The sequence below is a fragment of the Segatella paludivivens DSM 17968 = JCM 13650 genome, assembly GCF_000373185.1.
In the GTDB taxonomy this organism is placed as follows: Bacteria; Bacteroidota; Bacteroidia; order Bacteroidales; family Bacteroidaceae; genus Prevotella; species Prevotella paludivivens.
In genome coordinates this window covers 197,104-211,965 of record NZ_KB890626.1, presented here as the reverse complement: position 1 = coordinate 211,965, position 14,862 = coordinate 197,104, and the positions used below count along the sequence as shown (strand labels likewise).

20 protein-coding genes are annotated in these 14,862 nt (G+C 36.7%); 16 read left to right on the top strand and 4 right to left on the bottom strand.

Going from position 1 to position 14,862, the window contains the following annotated elements; genetic code table 11:
• The first annotated feature begins 116 nt into the window (after positions 1-116).
• From B045_RS15825 to B045_RS0100975, 8 genes are all read left to right on the top strand, one after another.
• Positions 117-224, top strand: coding sequence for a DUF6486 family protein (locus B045_RS15825; protein WP_373277731.1), 108 nt, complete (start codon positions 117-119; stop codon positions 222-224).
• Positions 225-748: 524 nt separating this feature from the next.
• Positions 749-1,711: a DNA adenine methylase gene (locus B045_RS0101005; protein ID WP_018462403.1), complete on the top strand. Its 963-nt coding sequence runs from the start codon at positions 749-751 to the stop codon at positions 1,709-1,711.
• A complete protein-coding gene (locus B045_RS0101000) occupies positions 1,680-2,516 on the top strand; it encodes a type II restriction endonuclease (protein ID WP_018462402.1) in 837 nt (278 codons plus the stop codon). Before B045_RS0101005 ends, B045_RS0101000 begins: the two co-directional genes overlap by 32 nt.
• Position 2,517: 1 nt before the next feature.
• Positions 2,518-2,793, top strand: a complete 276-nt coding sequence (locus B045_RS0100995; protein WP_025882979.1) for a hypothetical protein — start codon at positions 2,518-2,520, stop codon at positions 2,791-2,793.
• The gene (locus tag B045_RS0100990) at positions 2,790-3,353 is read left to right on the top strand and encodes a hypothetical protein (protein WP_018462400.1); all 564 of its coding nucleotides are present in this window, start codon (positions 2,790-2,792) and stop codon (positions 3,351-3,353) included. The genes B045_RS0100995 and B045_RS0100990 overlap by 4 nt, the downstream gene beginning before the upstream one ends.
• A complete protein-coding gene (locus B045_RS0100985; protein WP_018462399.1) occupies positions 3,353-4,228 on the top strand; it encodes a DNA-methyltransferase in 876 nt (291 codons plus the stop codon). Before B045_RS0100990 ends, B045_RS0100985 begins: the two co-directional genes overlap by 1 nt.
• 12 nt (positions 4,229-4,240) lie before the next feature.
• Positions 4,241-5,065 (top strand): GIY-YIG nuclease family protein, encoded by an 825-nt coding sequence (locus B045_RS0100980; protein WP_018462398.1) that lies wholly within the window; start codon positions 4,241-4,243, stop codon positions 5,063-5,065.
• A gap of 218 nt (positions 5,066-5,283) precedes the next feature.
• Complete coding sequence (locus tag B045_RS0100975; RefSeq protein ID WP_018462397.1) at positions 5,284-5,706, top strand: GNAT family N-acetyltransferase; 423 nt, start codon at positions 5,284-5,286, stop codon at positions 5,704-5,706.
• Positions 5,707-5,890: 184 nt separating this feature from the next.
• On the opposite strand, the gene B045_RS0100970 is transcribed toward B045_RS0100975, so the two are convergent.
• The 4 genes from B045_RS0100970 to B045_RS0100950 all read right to left on the bottom strand — a co-directional run bounded on the left by B045_RS0100970 (position 5,891) and on the right by B045_RS0100950 (position 10,431).
• Positions 5,891-6,622: a 6-phosphogluconolactonase gene (locus B045_RS0100970; protein WP_238311976.1), complete on the bottom strand. Its 732-nt coding sequence runs from the start codon at positions 6,620-6,622 to the stop codon at positions 5,891-5,893.
• A complete protein-coding gene (gene zwf / locus B045_RS0100965) occupies positions 6,612-8,099 on the bottom strand; it encodes a glucose-6-phosphate dehydrogenase (protein WP_018462395.1) in 1,488 nt (495 codons plus the stop codon). Before zwf ends, B045_RS0100970 begins: the two co-directional genes overlap by 11 nt.
• A 20-nt stretch (positions 8,100-8,119) precedes the next feature.
• Positions 8,120-9,589, bottom strand: a complete 1,470-nt coding sequence (gnd, locus tag B045_RS0100960; protein WP_044067519.1) for a decarboxylating NADP(+)-dependent phosphogluconate dehydrogenase — start codon at positions 9,587-9,589, stop codon at positions 8,120-8,122.
• A gap of 485 nt (positions 9,590-10,074) precedes the next feature.
• Entirely contained in the window at positions 10,075-10,431 is a 357-nt protein-coding gene (locus B045_RS0100950; RefSeq protein WP_018462392.1) for a cupin domain-containing protein, read from the bottom strand.
• A gap of 469 nt (positions 10,432-10,900) precedes the next feature.
• Between B045_RS0100950 and trxA the strand changes: the two genes are divergently transcribed.
• The 8 genes from trxA to B045_RS0100910 all read left to right on the top strand — a co-directional run bounded on the left by trxA (position 10,901) and on the right by B045_RS0100910 (position 14,821).
• Positions 10,901-11,197: a thioredoxin gene (gene trxA, locus B045_RS0100945; RefSeq protein ID WP_018462391.1), complete on the top strand. Its 297-nt coding sequence runs from the start codon at positions 10,901-10,903 to the stop codon at positions 11,195-11,197.
• 5 nt (positions 11,198-11,202) lie between these two features.
• Positions 11,203-11,466 carry a GlsB/YeaQ/YmgE family stress response membrane protein gene (locus tag B045_RS0100940; protein WP_018462390.1) on the top strand — a complete coding sequence of 88 codons (264 nt, stop codon included), beginning with the start codon at positions 11,203-11,205 and terminating at the stop codon, positions 11,464-11,466.
• A gap of 184 nt (positions 11,467-11,650) precedes the next feature.
• Positions 11,651-12,091 (top strand): hypothetical protein, encoded by a 441-nt coding sequence (locus tag B045_RS0100935; protein ID WP_044067502.1) that lies wholly within the window; start codon positions 11,651-11,653, stop codon positions 12,089-12,091.
• Position 12,092: 1 nt separating this feature from the next.
• Positions 12,093-12,617: a GNAT family N-acetyltransferase gene (locus tag B045_RS0100930; RefSeq protein ID WP_018462388.1), complete on the top strand. Its 525-nt coding sequence runs from the start codon at positions 12,093-12,095 to the stop codon at positions 12,615-12,617.
• A 2-nt stretch (positions 12,618-12,619) separates the two neighbouring features.
• Positions 12,620-13,030, top strand: a complete 411-nt coding sequence (locus B045_RS14085; protein ID WP_018462387.1) for a translation initiation factor — start codon at positions 12,620-12,622, stop codon at positions 13,028-13,030.
• Between the two features lies 1 nt (position 13,031).
• Positions 13,032-13,418, top strand: coding sequence for a VOC family protein (locus B045_RS0100920; protein WP_018462386.1), 387 nt, complete (start codon positions 13,032-13,034; stop codon positions 13,416-13,418).
• A complete protein-coding gene (locus B045_RS0100915) occupies positions 13,415-14,449 on the top strand; it encodes a winged helix DNA-binding domain-containing protein (protein WP_018462385.1) in 1,035 nt (344 codons plus the stop codon). Before B045_RS0100920 ends, B045_RS0100915 begins: the two co-directional genes overlap by 4 nt.
• A 12-nt stretch (positions 14,450-14,461) precedes the next feature.
• Positions 14,462-14,821, top strand: coding sequence for an MmcQ/YjbR family DNA-binding protein (locus B045_RS0100910; protein WP_018462384.1), 360 nt, complete (start codon positions 14,462-14,464; stop codon positions 14,819-14,821).
• Positions 14,822-14,862 lie beyond the last annotated feature (41 nt).

Sequence of the window (14,862 nt, the reverse complement as noted above, 5' to 3'; positions counted from 1 at the left end):
GGTGATCCAAACGGCGGAGTAGTAAAGCCTTAAACATCGTCCCCCTCTGATGCGCACAGGGGGGACTTTGTTTTAACAACACACACAAAGAAACAACGAATTAAAAACAGAACAAAATGGAAAAGAACAAAGTAAACATTTCATGGATCATCAAGATAGTAATCGCTATCTCTTCCAGTCTTCTAGGGTTGCTCGGGACGCAACAGAATGAAACACAGGAATAGCCAAGTGAGCTATCATGATTTCAACGACTTAATTAAAATTATAACCAACTTAATATGGTTAATCGCAGCGCTCACAGCGCTACTTAGCTGCACGGTATGGATTGCAGGATAATAGGAGAGGGATGCGCTAAAGTGCATCCCTCTTTCTTGTTTATATGGGTCTCGCAGATAATGTGTTGTTTATTTTCTTGGTGATAGATTGAGTACTCTTGCGTGTTTATTCTCTCGCAGATCACGCAGATTACGCAGACGAATGCAGCAAGCTGCATTATTTCGCAGAGAAAGACATTAGCGGAGTAATTTAGGCATAACTTTTATATCAAATCAATATCACGTATTGATTTTTTTTGTATACTTGCTCCAATTATAATGTTTTATAAATTGAACATTGTAGAGTCCCTTTATTTTTATAGACTATATAAAAATCATATTTTGCTTAAATTTAAAATTTAAACATATTGTTTGATTCAATAAAAAAGACTATCTTTGCAAGACGTAAGTATAGAACATTATAGATAAAGAATATGGCAAAACCTTTTATAAAGTGGGTCGGAGGAAAAAAAAGACTTATTGATACATTTAATATGTTACTTCCTCATGAGCTTGGAAATATGGAAAATATGACATACATAGAACCTTTTGTTGGAGGTGGAGCTATGTTATTTTTTATGTTGCAGAATTTTAATAATATAACTAAAGCAATTATCAATGATGTCAATCCTGATTTAATAAAAGCATATAATGTTATAAAGACATATCCTGAGAAAATAATAATATCTTTAGAACAAATTCAACGTGAATATGTGAGACTATTGACAGAAGAAAAAAGAAAAGCTTTTTATCTTGAGTCACGTGATATTTATAATAATAACGCATTATCAGATATTGAAAACACGATGTATTTTATTTTTCTAAATAGAACATGTTTCAATGGATTATATCGTGTTAATTCTAAAGGTAAATTCAACGTTCCTTTTGGTCGCTATTCCAATCCTAAAATATGTGATGCAGATACGATATATTCTGATAGTGAACTTTTACAAAAAGTTCAAATGATAAATGGTGATTTTGAGCGAACTGAAGATTATATTACAGAAAATACATTCATGTATTTTGATCCCCCATATCGTCCATTAGATGCCACATCAAGCTTTAATTCTTACGCGAAAGAAGCATTTAATGACGAGGAGCAAATACGTTTGAAAGAGTATTATGATAGACTGTCAGGAAAAGGATGTTTGCTAATGCTGAGTAATTCAGATTGTAGAGGACGAAATCCTGATGATACTTTTTTTGATGACCTGTATTCAGAATATGATATACAAAGAGTCTTTACTAGTAGATCTGTGAGTGCCAATCCAAGCAAAAGGGGTAAACTTTCGGAATTATTAATAAGAAATTATGATAATATTGCTGCAAGGGAATCTGAGACTAATATTAATATAAATACGATTTATGAACAACGCACATACAAAAGAACAGTATGATGAATTTATGTCGCAATTATTAGACACTAATGCGACATTAGATTACTTTTGTGATTTTGAGAAGATTAATAGAAATGTAAATGCCGTTTCTATTAAACTTCACCAACTTAATTATCTAATAGGAAAAGAAGATATGGAAGCTGCAATTCGTCAATTGTGGCAAGAAAACAATAATGTTTTTAACGTGCTTGATATTTTGATCGCTGTACGGCGTAAAGATAATAAAAAATCATTTGATAAAAATGGTGATTTAAAATCAATTAGCTCATTCTTTGATAGTCCAGAAGGAGTTATTGAATTTATTGAAGATACAGGATTGAAAGAGGTTTTCAAAAATAAACAAATAACTAATCTTGTTGACTATGTTTTTGGAGTTGAGACCGGTTTGGATACTAATGCACGTAAAAATAGAGGTGGTGATATTATGGAAAAAACCGTAGCTCGTATCTTCTCAAAAAACGCTATTAGTTATAAAAAACAAGTTAGTTCTACTGATTATGTTGAACTTTCGGTTCTAGGTGTTGATTTAAAACGTTTCGATTTTGTTATTGAGACAAAAACAAAAACGTACTTTATTGAGGTTAATTTTTATAGTAGCAATGGTTCAAAATTAAATGAGGTAGCTCGATCATATTCTGATATTGCTCCTAAAATTAATAGTATTAGTGGATTCGAATTTGTCTGGATAACTGATGGCAAAGGATGGCTCTCAGCTAAGAATAAATTAGAAGAAGCATACAATACCATTCCAAGTACTTACAATCTTACAAATATAGTAGATTTTATTAAACTAATAAAAGAATAACATGGTTTGTGAAAAAAATCATCAGGATCTTAAGGATCTAATGGATCTTCTACCAACTGACCAAGGTGGTGTTGGAAGGCATAAATGTGCAGCATGTGCTTATGAAGCAGGATACGAAGCAGGATATAATCTGGATGGCTCACTTCGTATTGATACGGTTTTGTCTAGTTTGGAAGAAAGCCAAGCAGGAGCCCAAAGACACAAAAGTCCTCATGCTGCTTTTGCATTAGGATATTATAACGGAGTATGTGAACGAACTAAAGTTGATAACCAATGATAAAAGGAGGAACTGGTGGTTCTAATACAATTACAGGACTAAGATATGAGGCCAATGTTGATTTGGCAGTCTTTCTAAATCAACAAAGTGGATATTCTGTCAATAAAACAAAAGTTTATTATAATAAGAAGCTCGTAGCAAGACTCTTTAAAAAACATGAATTATATGTTTTTTTAGCAGACAATCATGTTGATTGGACAAAGCATCTATCGAAAAAATTATTGCCGGATAATTGTATATATGTTATAGTAAATAATACAGCTTTTATTTTGGAAGTCAAGCATCAAGAGATTGCTGGCAGCGTCGATGAAAAATTGCAAACTTGTGATTTTAAGAAAAAGCAATATACTAAATTGTTTTCAGAATTGAATTATAAAGTAGAGTATTGTTACATTCTTGATGATTGGTTTAAAAACGAGAAATATAAAGATGTGTTAGACTACATTATCAGTGTAGGATGTAAATATTATTTTGGATACATACCACTTGAGGAATTTGGGTTACCTGTACCTAGTACAAATAATAATGATAAAGCGATTATTCATTCATATGAAATCTAATGATAAAGTCTTTCTATACATCATCGAATAAGGATTTTTTGTTAGCACATGGCGATACGTTTAAACTCCTTACAGAGTTTGACTTTAAGTTTGACATGATTTTTGCTGACCCTCCGTATTTCTTATCCAATGGTGGAATAAGTATACAGAGCGGAAAAGTTGTATGTGTTAACAAGGGTAATTGGGATAAAGGAGGAACACCAGAACAAATGGCGGAATTTAACCTTAAATGGATTTCCTTGTGTAAGGACAAGTTAAAGGATAATGGAACTATTTGGATAAGTGGGACATATCATAATATCTTTTCTGTAGCAAATTGTTTAACGGAATTAGGTTTTAAAATTTTGAATGTAATAACTTGGGCTAAAACAAATCCACCACCAAACATTAGTTGCAGATATTTTACATTCTCAACTGAATTTATAATTTGGGCAAGGAAATCACCAAAAGTTCCTCATTGTTATAATTATGCTTTGATGAAAAAGCTCAATGATAATAAGCAGATGACTGATGTTTGGCGCTTACCTTCTATTGCTCGTTGGGAGAAATCATGCGGTAAACATCCTACACAAAAGCCTTTGTCTGTATTATCACGTATAATAATGGCATCTACACGTCCAGGTGATTGGATTTTAGACCCGTTTTCGGGGAGCTGTACCACAGGTATAGCGTCTAGCCTTTTAAGAAGACGTTTTGTTGGTATTGAAAAAGAACTCGCATTTTTGAATATGGGTAAAGCTAGAAGGTTAGAACTTGATAATAGTGAAACGTATAGTACTTACAGAAGTAAAATCAAAGATATACATTTACTAGATACTTCAGAAGAGACTGTTGCTGAGAATATTGTCTTTGACAACTATGACTTACCATTTTAAAATAAACATGCGATGGGCAAAACAATAACAACATATCTAATTGAGAGTGATCCTAAAGGACCACAATACGTATACATTAGTAATAGTTTATGTAAGATGTACGTAGTGCCACGTTCTAATCTTACTATACTGAATGAGCGAGAGGAACTACATAAGCCTGCATTTTACATTCTGCTTGGTGAAGATGAAGATACTAAACCAAAAGCATATATCGGTGAGACGGAAAACTTCAAGGAGCGTGTGAAAGACCATGATAATAAGAAGAAATTTTGGCAGAAGGCTTTGGTCTTCGTTTCTAAAGACGAAGATATAACAAAAGCTGATGTGCAATACCTTGAATATAAGGCTATCGCTTTGGCTAAGAATACGAATACGTATGTGCTGAATGAAAATAAACAAATACCGAAAGCTCCTAATATGTCAGAGCCACAACAAGATGCAATGGATATCTTTTTTGAAGATGTTAAATTCCTAGCTTCATTTGTTGGTTGTAATCTGTTTGATACTATAGAGGCTAAGGAACAGCATTTGTTTTTCATTAGTGGCCGTAAGTGCGATGCTAAAGGCTTTTATAATTCCACAGGGTTTACGGTATTGAAAGGAAGCGTAGTTGCTAAAGATACTGTTGCTTCTCTTCAGTGGAAAGATAAGCGAAACAGACTTGTGAATGAATATTGCTCAATACAAGATGATAAATTGGTAATGAATTCAGACAAGACATTTTCAAGTCCAAGTTCAGCAGCCGACTTCTGTACAGGAAGTAGCGTGAATGGTTGGAATGTTTGGAAAGATAGTGAGGGTAAAACCTTAGCAAACATTTACCGTGAACAAATATAATAGAGATATACTGACAATGAATCCAGTTGTCAAGTATTACTTGATAACTGCTATAGTTTACAAGTAATCAATACTGTATTTTAAATTAAATGAGTTTTAACATCTGCGAGATCTGCGAGAGATATTGGGTTTCTTCTGTGCGGATTGATTGAGTATTCTTATGTGATTTATCATGTGTAACTAATATACCTTTAAGGTAAAAATAATAACAGCAACTTATGAATTTGAGAATACAACTTAACACTACTAATATTGATTGGGATTTGGTGGTGGATATACTACAAAAGGCAGGGATGGCTAATCGTACTGCTGAGATTCATCAACGGGCATTTAATAACAGTCATACTGTTGTTTTTGTATTTGATGCAGATAAACTGATTGGTTTTGGAAGAGCAATATCTGATGGAGAATACCAAGCAGCCATCTATGATGTAGCCGTTATGCCAAGTTATCAAGGGAAGGGTATTGGCAAAACGATCGTTCGTGCTATTGTTGGAAATATACCAAACTGCAATTGCATTTTATATGCTTCTCCTGGTAAAGAAGCATTTTATGAAAAGGAAGGCTTTAAGAAGATGAAAACAGGGATGGCTTTATTTGTTAATGCCGAGAACATGAAAGACAAAGGGTTTACAGAATAGTGAAATTGTGGTTTATATAACTATAGAGTGATATGATAAAAACTTAAGATGAATTGTAATGTATGTCATCTTAATTTTTTAGGATATCACTCCAAAAAATGCTAGAACTGTTTATTAAACTAAAAGTTTTATATGTTTAGTATAAGTAATTGATATTTAATGTTTTAAATTATATTTATAAACCTTATTTTGTTGGATAAATATTCTTTAAAGCCGCATTATCTCCGATTATTTCAGGAGCCTTTGCCTGTTGCATTACCCGACTAGCAGGGCAGTCGAAGCCTTCATCGATGATACGGTTGATGATATTGGATTTCCCACTTCCCGTTATCATAAAAATGGTTTGTTTAGCGTGCATCATCAGCTTTCCTGTCATTGCCACACGTTTAACTCCTGTTGTGGGATGCACTGATGGCATATACGGTTGAGACGCAGAGAGTAGGTGTTCCTGTCCAGGGAATATGGACGAGGTATGACCGTCATCACCAATACCGAGAATGATGCAATCAAATTGCCGAACCTGTGACGTCACCAATTCAGAATATCTCAACGCTTCTGCTTTCGGGTCGGCTTCACCGATAATGCGAAAAACATTCTCTCCCTCTTTCAAATCTGGTATACTGCCAGAAAGAAGGAACTTGAAACGACCGTAATTGCTAGCTTCATCTGTGGGAGGGACACAACGCTCATCTACCCAGAAAAAGCGGAATTTCCTCCATGGCGTTGTTTGAGCGTATTCGTCTGCCCACAAACGGAAAAGCACATCGGGCGTGGAACCGCCGCTAAGTGCTACATCATAAGTCTCGTCATCATTTTTTTCCAAGGCTTGCTCATTCATACGAATAATCAATGTGCGTGCTAACTCCAACGGAGAATTGAACATGTGGCGTGGGAGTTTTGAAAGTTTAGAGTTCACAGTATTCATCAGTATGTATTAAATTTTTACATGGATTGGTCCAATTACCGTTAACGCTTTCTATCAGGGCATTACTCTCCAAGGGTCCCCACGTTCCTGCAGGATAACCATAGAGAGGTGTCTCCGGATATTTTTCCCAGTAATCAAGGATTGCATCAAAATATTTCCATGACGATTCTACGGCATCATCACGCGTAAAGAGGGTAGGATCGTCCATAAGGCAGTCTTCAATGAGGCGGGCGTATGGATCACCAGTTTTCACATTACTCAGACTATCATAAACAAAATCCATATCAACCTGTTTGGTCTGGAATCCTGTTCCTGGCAGTTTCATGTCGAAGCGCAGCACAATACCTTCGTTTGGTTGGATACGTAACACAAGTTTGTTGGCATGCGGATGGGCCCCATTCATATTGTTAAGAAGCAGATGAGGTACTTTTTTAAAATGAACAACGATCTCTGTCACCTTGGTAGGCATTTGCTTGCCCACTCTAAAGAAGAAGGGTACGCCGCTCCATCGCCAGTTGTCTATCTCTGCCTTCATCGCAAAGAAAGTCTCTACGCGTGAGTCGGGTGACACATGAGCCTCTTGCCGGTAACCAACTTTATCACCTCCTGCTATATATTGTCCGCGGATTACATTATCACGGATATAGTCTTCTGTTAGTGGTACCAGTGAATCATACACTTTCACAATCTCGTTGCGGAAGCTGTCGGCATCAAACTTTACTGGAGGTTCCATTGCACACAAGGCAAGAAGCTGCACCAGATGGTTTTGAACCATATCACGCATTGTACCTGCTGTCTCATAATAACCTCCACGGTTTTCAATGCCTAGATTTTCTACCGAAGTAATCTCTACATAATCAATGTAGTTTCGATTCCATATCGGTTCGAAGATTGAATTTGCAAAACGGAAAGCTAGAATATTCTGTGCTGTTTCTTTGCCTAAGAAATGGTCAATGCGGTAAACCTGCTGTTCCTGAAAGGCATCTCTGTAAATATCGTTTAATTGTTTGGCACTGGTCAGGTCATAACCAAAAGGTTTCTCAACAATGATGCGTGTGTTCTCGCCATTCAGACCGAATGTTTTTAAATGCTGTGGAATAACACCATAAAGTAGTGGAGGAGTAGCCAGATAATAAATAACGCTCTCGCTATTGCTTGCTTTCAAGTGTTTTGCAAGTATGGAATATCCTTCTTCCTTTGCAGGATCCATCGTCTCGTAGCGGATATGAGAGATGAAACTATTAACCAGCTCTTCGTTCCAAGTTTCTGTTTTGATATATTTCGGCAATTGTCTATGCTGATAATTACGATATTCTGAATCACTATAAGGTGTGCGCCCTATACCCACGATCTCAAACTTCTGAGGTAAGCGTTTCTCGGAGAAGAGACCAAGGAGTGCCGGAAAGAGTTTACGTTTGGTAAGATCCCCCGAGGCACCGAAGATGATGAATGAAAATGACTTTGGCATAATTACTCATATTTATGTGATTATACATTATAACTACCAGAATGAGTGTTGCCGCCCTTGCCGGTCCAGTCTTCATGGAAGAACTCTCCGCGTGGCATATCGTTGCGCTCAAAGGTATGTGCGCCAAAGAAGTCACGTTGTGCCTGTATCATATTTGCAGGGAGATTAGCAGTGGTGAGAGATAGATAGTAATTAAGAGCAGAACTGAGTGCTGGCACTGGAAGTTCTGCTTGAAGTGCTTTGATTACAACAGCTTTCCATCCTTTAAGATCCTGTGCAGTTTCTGCTGCAAACTTAGGTGCAAAGAGTAGGTGCTTAGGTTTATCATAAGCTTGGTAAGCATCTGAAATATCATTTAGAAAGGCAGAACGGATGATACAGCCAGCACGCCACATACGTGCGATAGAAGCTAAGTCGAGATTCCACGAAAAGTTGTCTGAAGCTTTTTGTAAAACAGCAAATCCTTGAGCATAAGATACCAATTTAGAAGCATAGAGTGCCTGTTCGATATCATCAACAAATGATAGGTCTGTTGTTGCTTCTATCTTGCGGTCTTTTGCTAAACGTTTGGAAGCTTCCACACGCAGGTTCTTGTCAGAAGAGAGGCTACGCTCGAACACTGCTGAAGCAATCAGCCCCAGCGGCATACCGAGTTCCATTGCATTGATGACCGACCACTTGCCTGTTCCTTTCTGTCCAGCAGTATCCAATATCTTATCAATCAGATAGTCACCGTTCTTATCTCGGTGGCGTAGTACCTGAGCTGATATTTCCATTAGATAACTGTGCAATCGCCCTTCGTTCCAATGTTCAAAAACAGAAGCAATCGCTTCATTATCCATCTTCTTTAAATGTTTCAACAAGAAGTAAGCCTCACTGATGAGTTGCATGTCACCGTATTCTATCCCGTTGTGGATCATCTTTACAAAGTGTCCAGAACCTTCGGGACCAACCCAATCGCAGCAAGGAGTGCCATCTTCTGCTACTGCAGCAATCCATTGTAATATAGGTTTTACTTCACTCCATGCTGATTGTGATCCTCCGGGCATGATAGAGGCTCCATGCAATGCACCAAACTCACCACCGCTTACGCCAGTTCCAATAAATCTGAATCCACGTTTTTCTGTTTCTTTCACACGGCGGTTGCTATCTTCATAGTTAGAGTTGCCACCATCAATGATGATATCTCCGGGTGAAAGTAACGGGAAAAGCTGTTGCATGAGTTGGTCTACAGCATTCCCAGCACGTACCATCATCATGATCTTGCGGGGAGTATTGATGTTCTCTACAAAATCTTTGATTTCTGTGCAACCTATGATATTCTTTCCTTTGCCACGTCCATTTATAAACCGTTCCACTACGCCTTCTTCAACACCAGGTACTGTACGGTTATACACAGCAACAGCAAAGCCTTTGCTTTCCATATTTAAAACAAGGTTTTCGCCCATTACGGCGAGTCCTATTAAACCAATATCTGCTTTTTTGTCCATAATCAATATCTTAAAATTTATACTAATAATGACACGAGTTGTTATCAATGTTATAACAACGCTCACAAATATACATTTTATGTTTAATACTACAAACTTAAATATAGTATTTTTCAGAAAAAAGAATATGTGTAAACCACAGATATTTATATTGTTATATGCTTCTACTGGTAAAGAACAGTTTCAAGAAGATGAAAACAGGCATGGCTTTATTTGTGAATGCCGAGAATATGAAAGATAAAGGCTTTACAGAATAAGAAAATAGATACTTACATGACAATGGAGTGACATAATAATGTATAGATAGTCTATTAAACTAAAAGTTTCACCTAATAAAGATAAATATCTATTGTTTAGTTATTTAACTTATCTTTGTTAGGTGAAGAACTTTTTCTAATTGATAGTGATAATACTTATGTTTTGCTCTTTATGATTAAGACATGCAAAACAAAAGTATCATCATCATATATCCATAAAATAAGTATTTATAGGATAACTCCGTCTTTAGCAGTAAACTCTTCTAATGAGCCTGCCTTTGTCTGGATACAGATGTAACTGATGGCACTATCATCAGCTGCACGAAGCTGGCGTTTTGCGGAAGTATCTATACGAATCCAATCACCAGCGTTTAGAATTACATCCTCACCGTCAATATTCATAATGCCTTTACCTGATATCACACCATATACTTCTTCATTCTGCTTATGCTTATGAGCGAAAGGTATTTGAACACCAGCAGGCATATTGTTTATAGAAATCTCTTCACCTGTTAGGTTTAATAACTCATGGAGCTCTGTGCGAGCAGCACTCATGTCAACAGTTGTCTTCTTAAAATTCTTCATTATAGTTTTATATTTAAATTGTTATGTTTCATTGTCTTGATATGGCAAAGTTACCATATAAAAATTTCGTTTGCAATAGGGTACTAAAAAGTGAGATAGTTACCAAAAAGTAGGAAATGTGATGTTATAAGGCTTTATGCTTATTTACGTTAACTAAGATTCACAATTTATATACAATGTTTTTGTTTGAATATTTAATCAACAGTTTGTATTTGCTGTCGCAGTAAATAAGTAGTTATAATAATTTGATGAAAGTGTTAAATATAGCAATTGTAAAACAAAATTTTAGACTCAATCCATCATAGAATTGAGAAAATAAGTATATTTGTACTCATAATAACAAATTGAACTTTTATGATTAAAACTGGTTATTTATGTAATCCTTGGTTATGTAGTGCCAGGTGTATTGAAACCTCATCATCCTAGTAAAGATGGTTTGGACTAAATAGTTAAACTTAAAATACAAATTATGGAAACATTCAATGAAGTAATATCAAGCGATAAACTAGTATTGGTGGACTTCTTCGCTACATGGTGTCAACCATGCAAGATGATGCATCCCATTCTAGAACAATTGAAACAAGCATTGGGCGATAGCATTCGCATCATCAAGATAGATGTAGATAAACAAGGCGTAACGGCTGGGCAATATAAGATTCAGTCAGTACCTACACTAATGTTATTTCGTAACGGGCAGTCGCTTTGGAGACAAAGTGGTGCATTGTCGCTGGCAGAGTTAAGGAATATAATCAACGGATATTTATAATAAGTATGTTAGAACACATTGCAGAATTTACAGCATGGCCTATACTGACAGGCATCTTCATCGGTTACATTGCTAACAAGATTATGATCGGTAAGGGTAAAGGATGTTGTATGAACCTCATAATTGGTATAGTTGGTAGCTATGCTGGAGCTTTAATAAGTCATTTGCTGAATATTGAACTATTTGGGAGGGGGTATATTGCAAATTTCGTATTCTGCATTCTTGGTGCAGTAGTTGTGTTGTGGATTTGGAAGAAGCTCTTTGATTAAATTAATATAAGGTAAAATCAGCTAGAAATAACCATTCGTATGGATATTGTTTCCAATCAATGTTAATGATGAGAATAGGGGAATTTCTATTGTTATTATTGTGTTTAATCAATTGTTGATAAACTTCGGTAGGTTGTGTTGTTGCTTAGTTTACAGCATTTCCTGCTTGTTAAAAAATAGAATTATGTTTAAAAAGATAATCAGAATGGTCGTTTGCTGTCTCGTGGCAGTAGCAATGACATCTTGCTCTGTAAGTAAAGAAGCAGTAAATTTCAAGGAAGTAAAGAATTACTTCTACCGTAATGACGCTCCAAAGGGAGAACAGTTACTCAAGCTGACTACGCAGGTAGAGTTTGATCGCTATTTCGGTGCTGCAGCCTTTATGGGTAAGAATGGTCAGCCAACACAAATTGATTTCGAAAAAGACTTTGTGATTGCAAAGGTACTTCCTGAAACCAATCTTGGCACTGAAATCAAAGATATCAAACTGACTAAAAGTTCTGATGGACATTTAACTTTCGGCTATTCTACCACAAATAAAAAGCCACAAAGTTACTCTATTCGTCCTACGGCACAGATTACTGTAAGCCGCGAGTATATGAATTCTAAATTGGAAAGTAAATAAGATGTATATTAGATTGCAAAGACTCACTGATGATCAAATAATAGATTTTAAGGAAGAGATGCAAGAAGCATTTCTCAAAGGCTTCAACTCTTGTAAGCATGATGGAGAGGATGCAGCTAATACATGGCAGATATTGCCTGATAAGGACTTCTATGAGGCAATGAATGCAGAAGGCGCTGAAGCATACGAGGCTATTGATGAATTTGGACATCGCTTAGGTGGAACTGTCCTGAAGGTTGATAATCAGACTCACCATAATGAATTGACTTTTCTCTATGTAAAGGTAGGTGTGCAGAGTAAAGGAGTAGGTTATGCAATTTGGAATGCCATTGAGCAACTGCACCCAGAAACAGAAGTGTGGTCAACCTCTACACCTTATTTCGATGTTCGCAATGTTCACTTCTACATTAACCGTTGTGGTTTTCATGTAGTAGAGTTCTTTAATGCACATCATCCAGATCCTAATTTGCCTGGGCATTTAGATCAAGCGGATGGATTGTTTGAGTTTCAAAAAGTAATGAAATAAATATGGCAGGAACAGATTGGAAAAGTGCTTTGGCTGCTCTAGGAGCAACAAGCGATAATGTAGAGACATCAGAAAATAAAGATGTTGATAGAAAGAAGCGAGTAGGAGTGGTTTACTCCACAAATACTGATTTTGGCTATTCCGAGAATTCAGATGATGAAATGATGACGTTACCAAAGAATCAGCAGAAGTTACGATTATATATGGAACGTGCTGGGCGTGGTGGCAAAACGGTCACGATCGTTAAATTCTTCGTTGGTTCAGAAGATGATATGATGAACCTTTGTAAGATTTTAAAGCAAAAATGTGGTGTCGGCGGTTCTGTAAAGGATGGAGAGATTATTATTCAAGGAGATCACCGTGAGCGACTTCTCGACATTTTGAAGAAAGAAGGTTATACACAAACTAAGTAATATGAATATTGACCATATTGCACTTTATTGTATAGACCTTGAAAGCATGAAGTGTTTCTTTGTGGGACACTTCAGTTGTGCATCTAATGAACTATATCACAATCCACGTACAGGACTTAAAACATATATCTTAAGTTTCCCTGATGGTGGTGCACGCTTAGAAATTATGTCTAGGCCAGAGGTTACAGAGCCATTAACAGATGTCTTTCGTGGCGGATTTATTCATGTATCGATTGCGCTTGGAAGCAAGAACGCTGTAGATGCAAAGGCGGAAGAATTAAAGAATGCAGGCTACGAGTGCATCAGTGGACCACGTACTACGGGTGATGGCTATTACGAAAGTTGTATTGCAGGACCCGAAGGAGTTTTAATTGAGATTACGGTATGAATCCTATAGCAATACGACTTTTAAATCAGCAGTTAATATGCCCACAATTCAATAATCCTGAAGATGTGGTAAACTATATGTGTGCGATGCAGGCACAGGAATATCGCATGATGCGATGGGCTGTGGAGATGCGTACTCGCAAGCCATCAGCTAAAGCTTTTAAAGAGGCTTTTGACAGTGGAAAGATTATACGCATGCACTTGATGAGAGGCACTTGGCAACTTATATCTGCTGATGATTATTGGAACTTGATAGAACTTTGCGCTCCCAAGTCAATAGCCGTAATTAAGGGATGGATGAGCAGTAATAAAATCAGCATTCCAGATGATGAACTGATGAGAGTAAGAGATATTCTCGCCCAGACAGCTGCCGACAAGAAAAGCGTAACGAAAGAAGACTTTATTGATGCGCTTGCAAAGAAAGATATTCGGCTGGATAATCACCGACTATCCTATCATATCCGCATGGCAGAGATGTCGGGCACCATTTGTAGTGGAGACTTGTTGCCGATGAAAGCTACTTATGCTTTAACAGCAGATAAGGTGAAACAGTCTGCTAAATTAGACCGCGACAATGCTTTAATGCTCTTCACTCGTAAATACTTTCAAAGTCGTCAACCGGCAACGTTGGAAGATTTTGCATGGTGGTCGGGATTAAGTATGAGTGATTGCCGAAAAGGAATCGCTCTTTTAGGTGATTCTATTCATCTTGAGAAATACAATGGAAGAGACTTCTATCTGACCGACGATTGTAAGACACGTGGATTCCGTAAGGATAAGTATCTTTTGCTTTCTCCCTATGATGAATATCTAATAAGCTATAAGAGTCGTGACATTGTACTCTCAGAAGAATACAAGCATAAGGCTCATAATAACAATGGAATCTTTCAGCCTATAGTAGCTAAAGATGGTAGAATATGTGGTAACTGGAGTCCATTTAAAAAAGAATGCCAAGTAGAATTCTTTGATGGAGAGCATGATACAGATATGCAGGAAGAGTGGGCGAGATATATGAAATTTAAAACCAAGTAAAACAATATTATTATGAATATAGAAGAAGTTAGAGAATATTGTCTGTCACTACCTGGTGTTACAGAGGATTCTCCGTATGGTCCAGAGATGATTGTGTTTAGAATTGAAGGAAAGATATTCCTACATCTGCCTTTGGAATATGCCGAACCACGTATCTCTATCAAACTGCCACCTGAAGAGGGACTGCGTCTTCGTGATAAGTATGAAGCCGTAAGTGCCGGATACCATCTAAACAAAGTGCATTGGAATGACATCCTTATAGAGCATATATTCGATGCAGAACAAATTAAAAAGTGGATTGTAGAATCCTATAATCTCGTGATCAGTGGTCTGCCAAAAATACTAAGATTAAAGTATTCTGATAAGGTGTAATCGGTTGCTATAATGTGAATATTTACAAGTACTTAGATGTA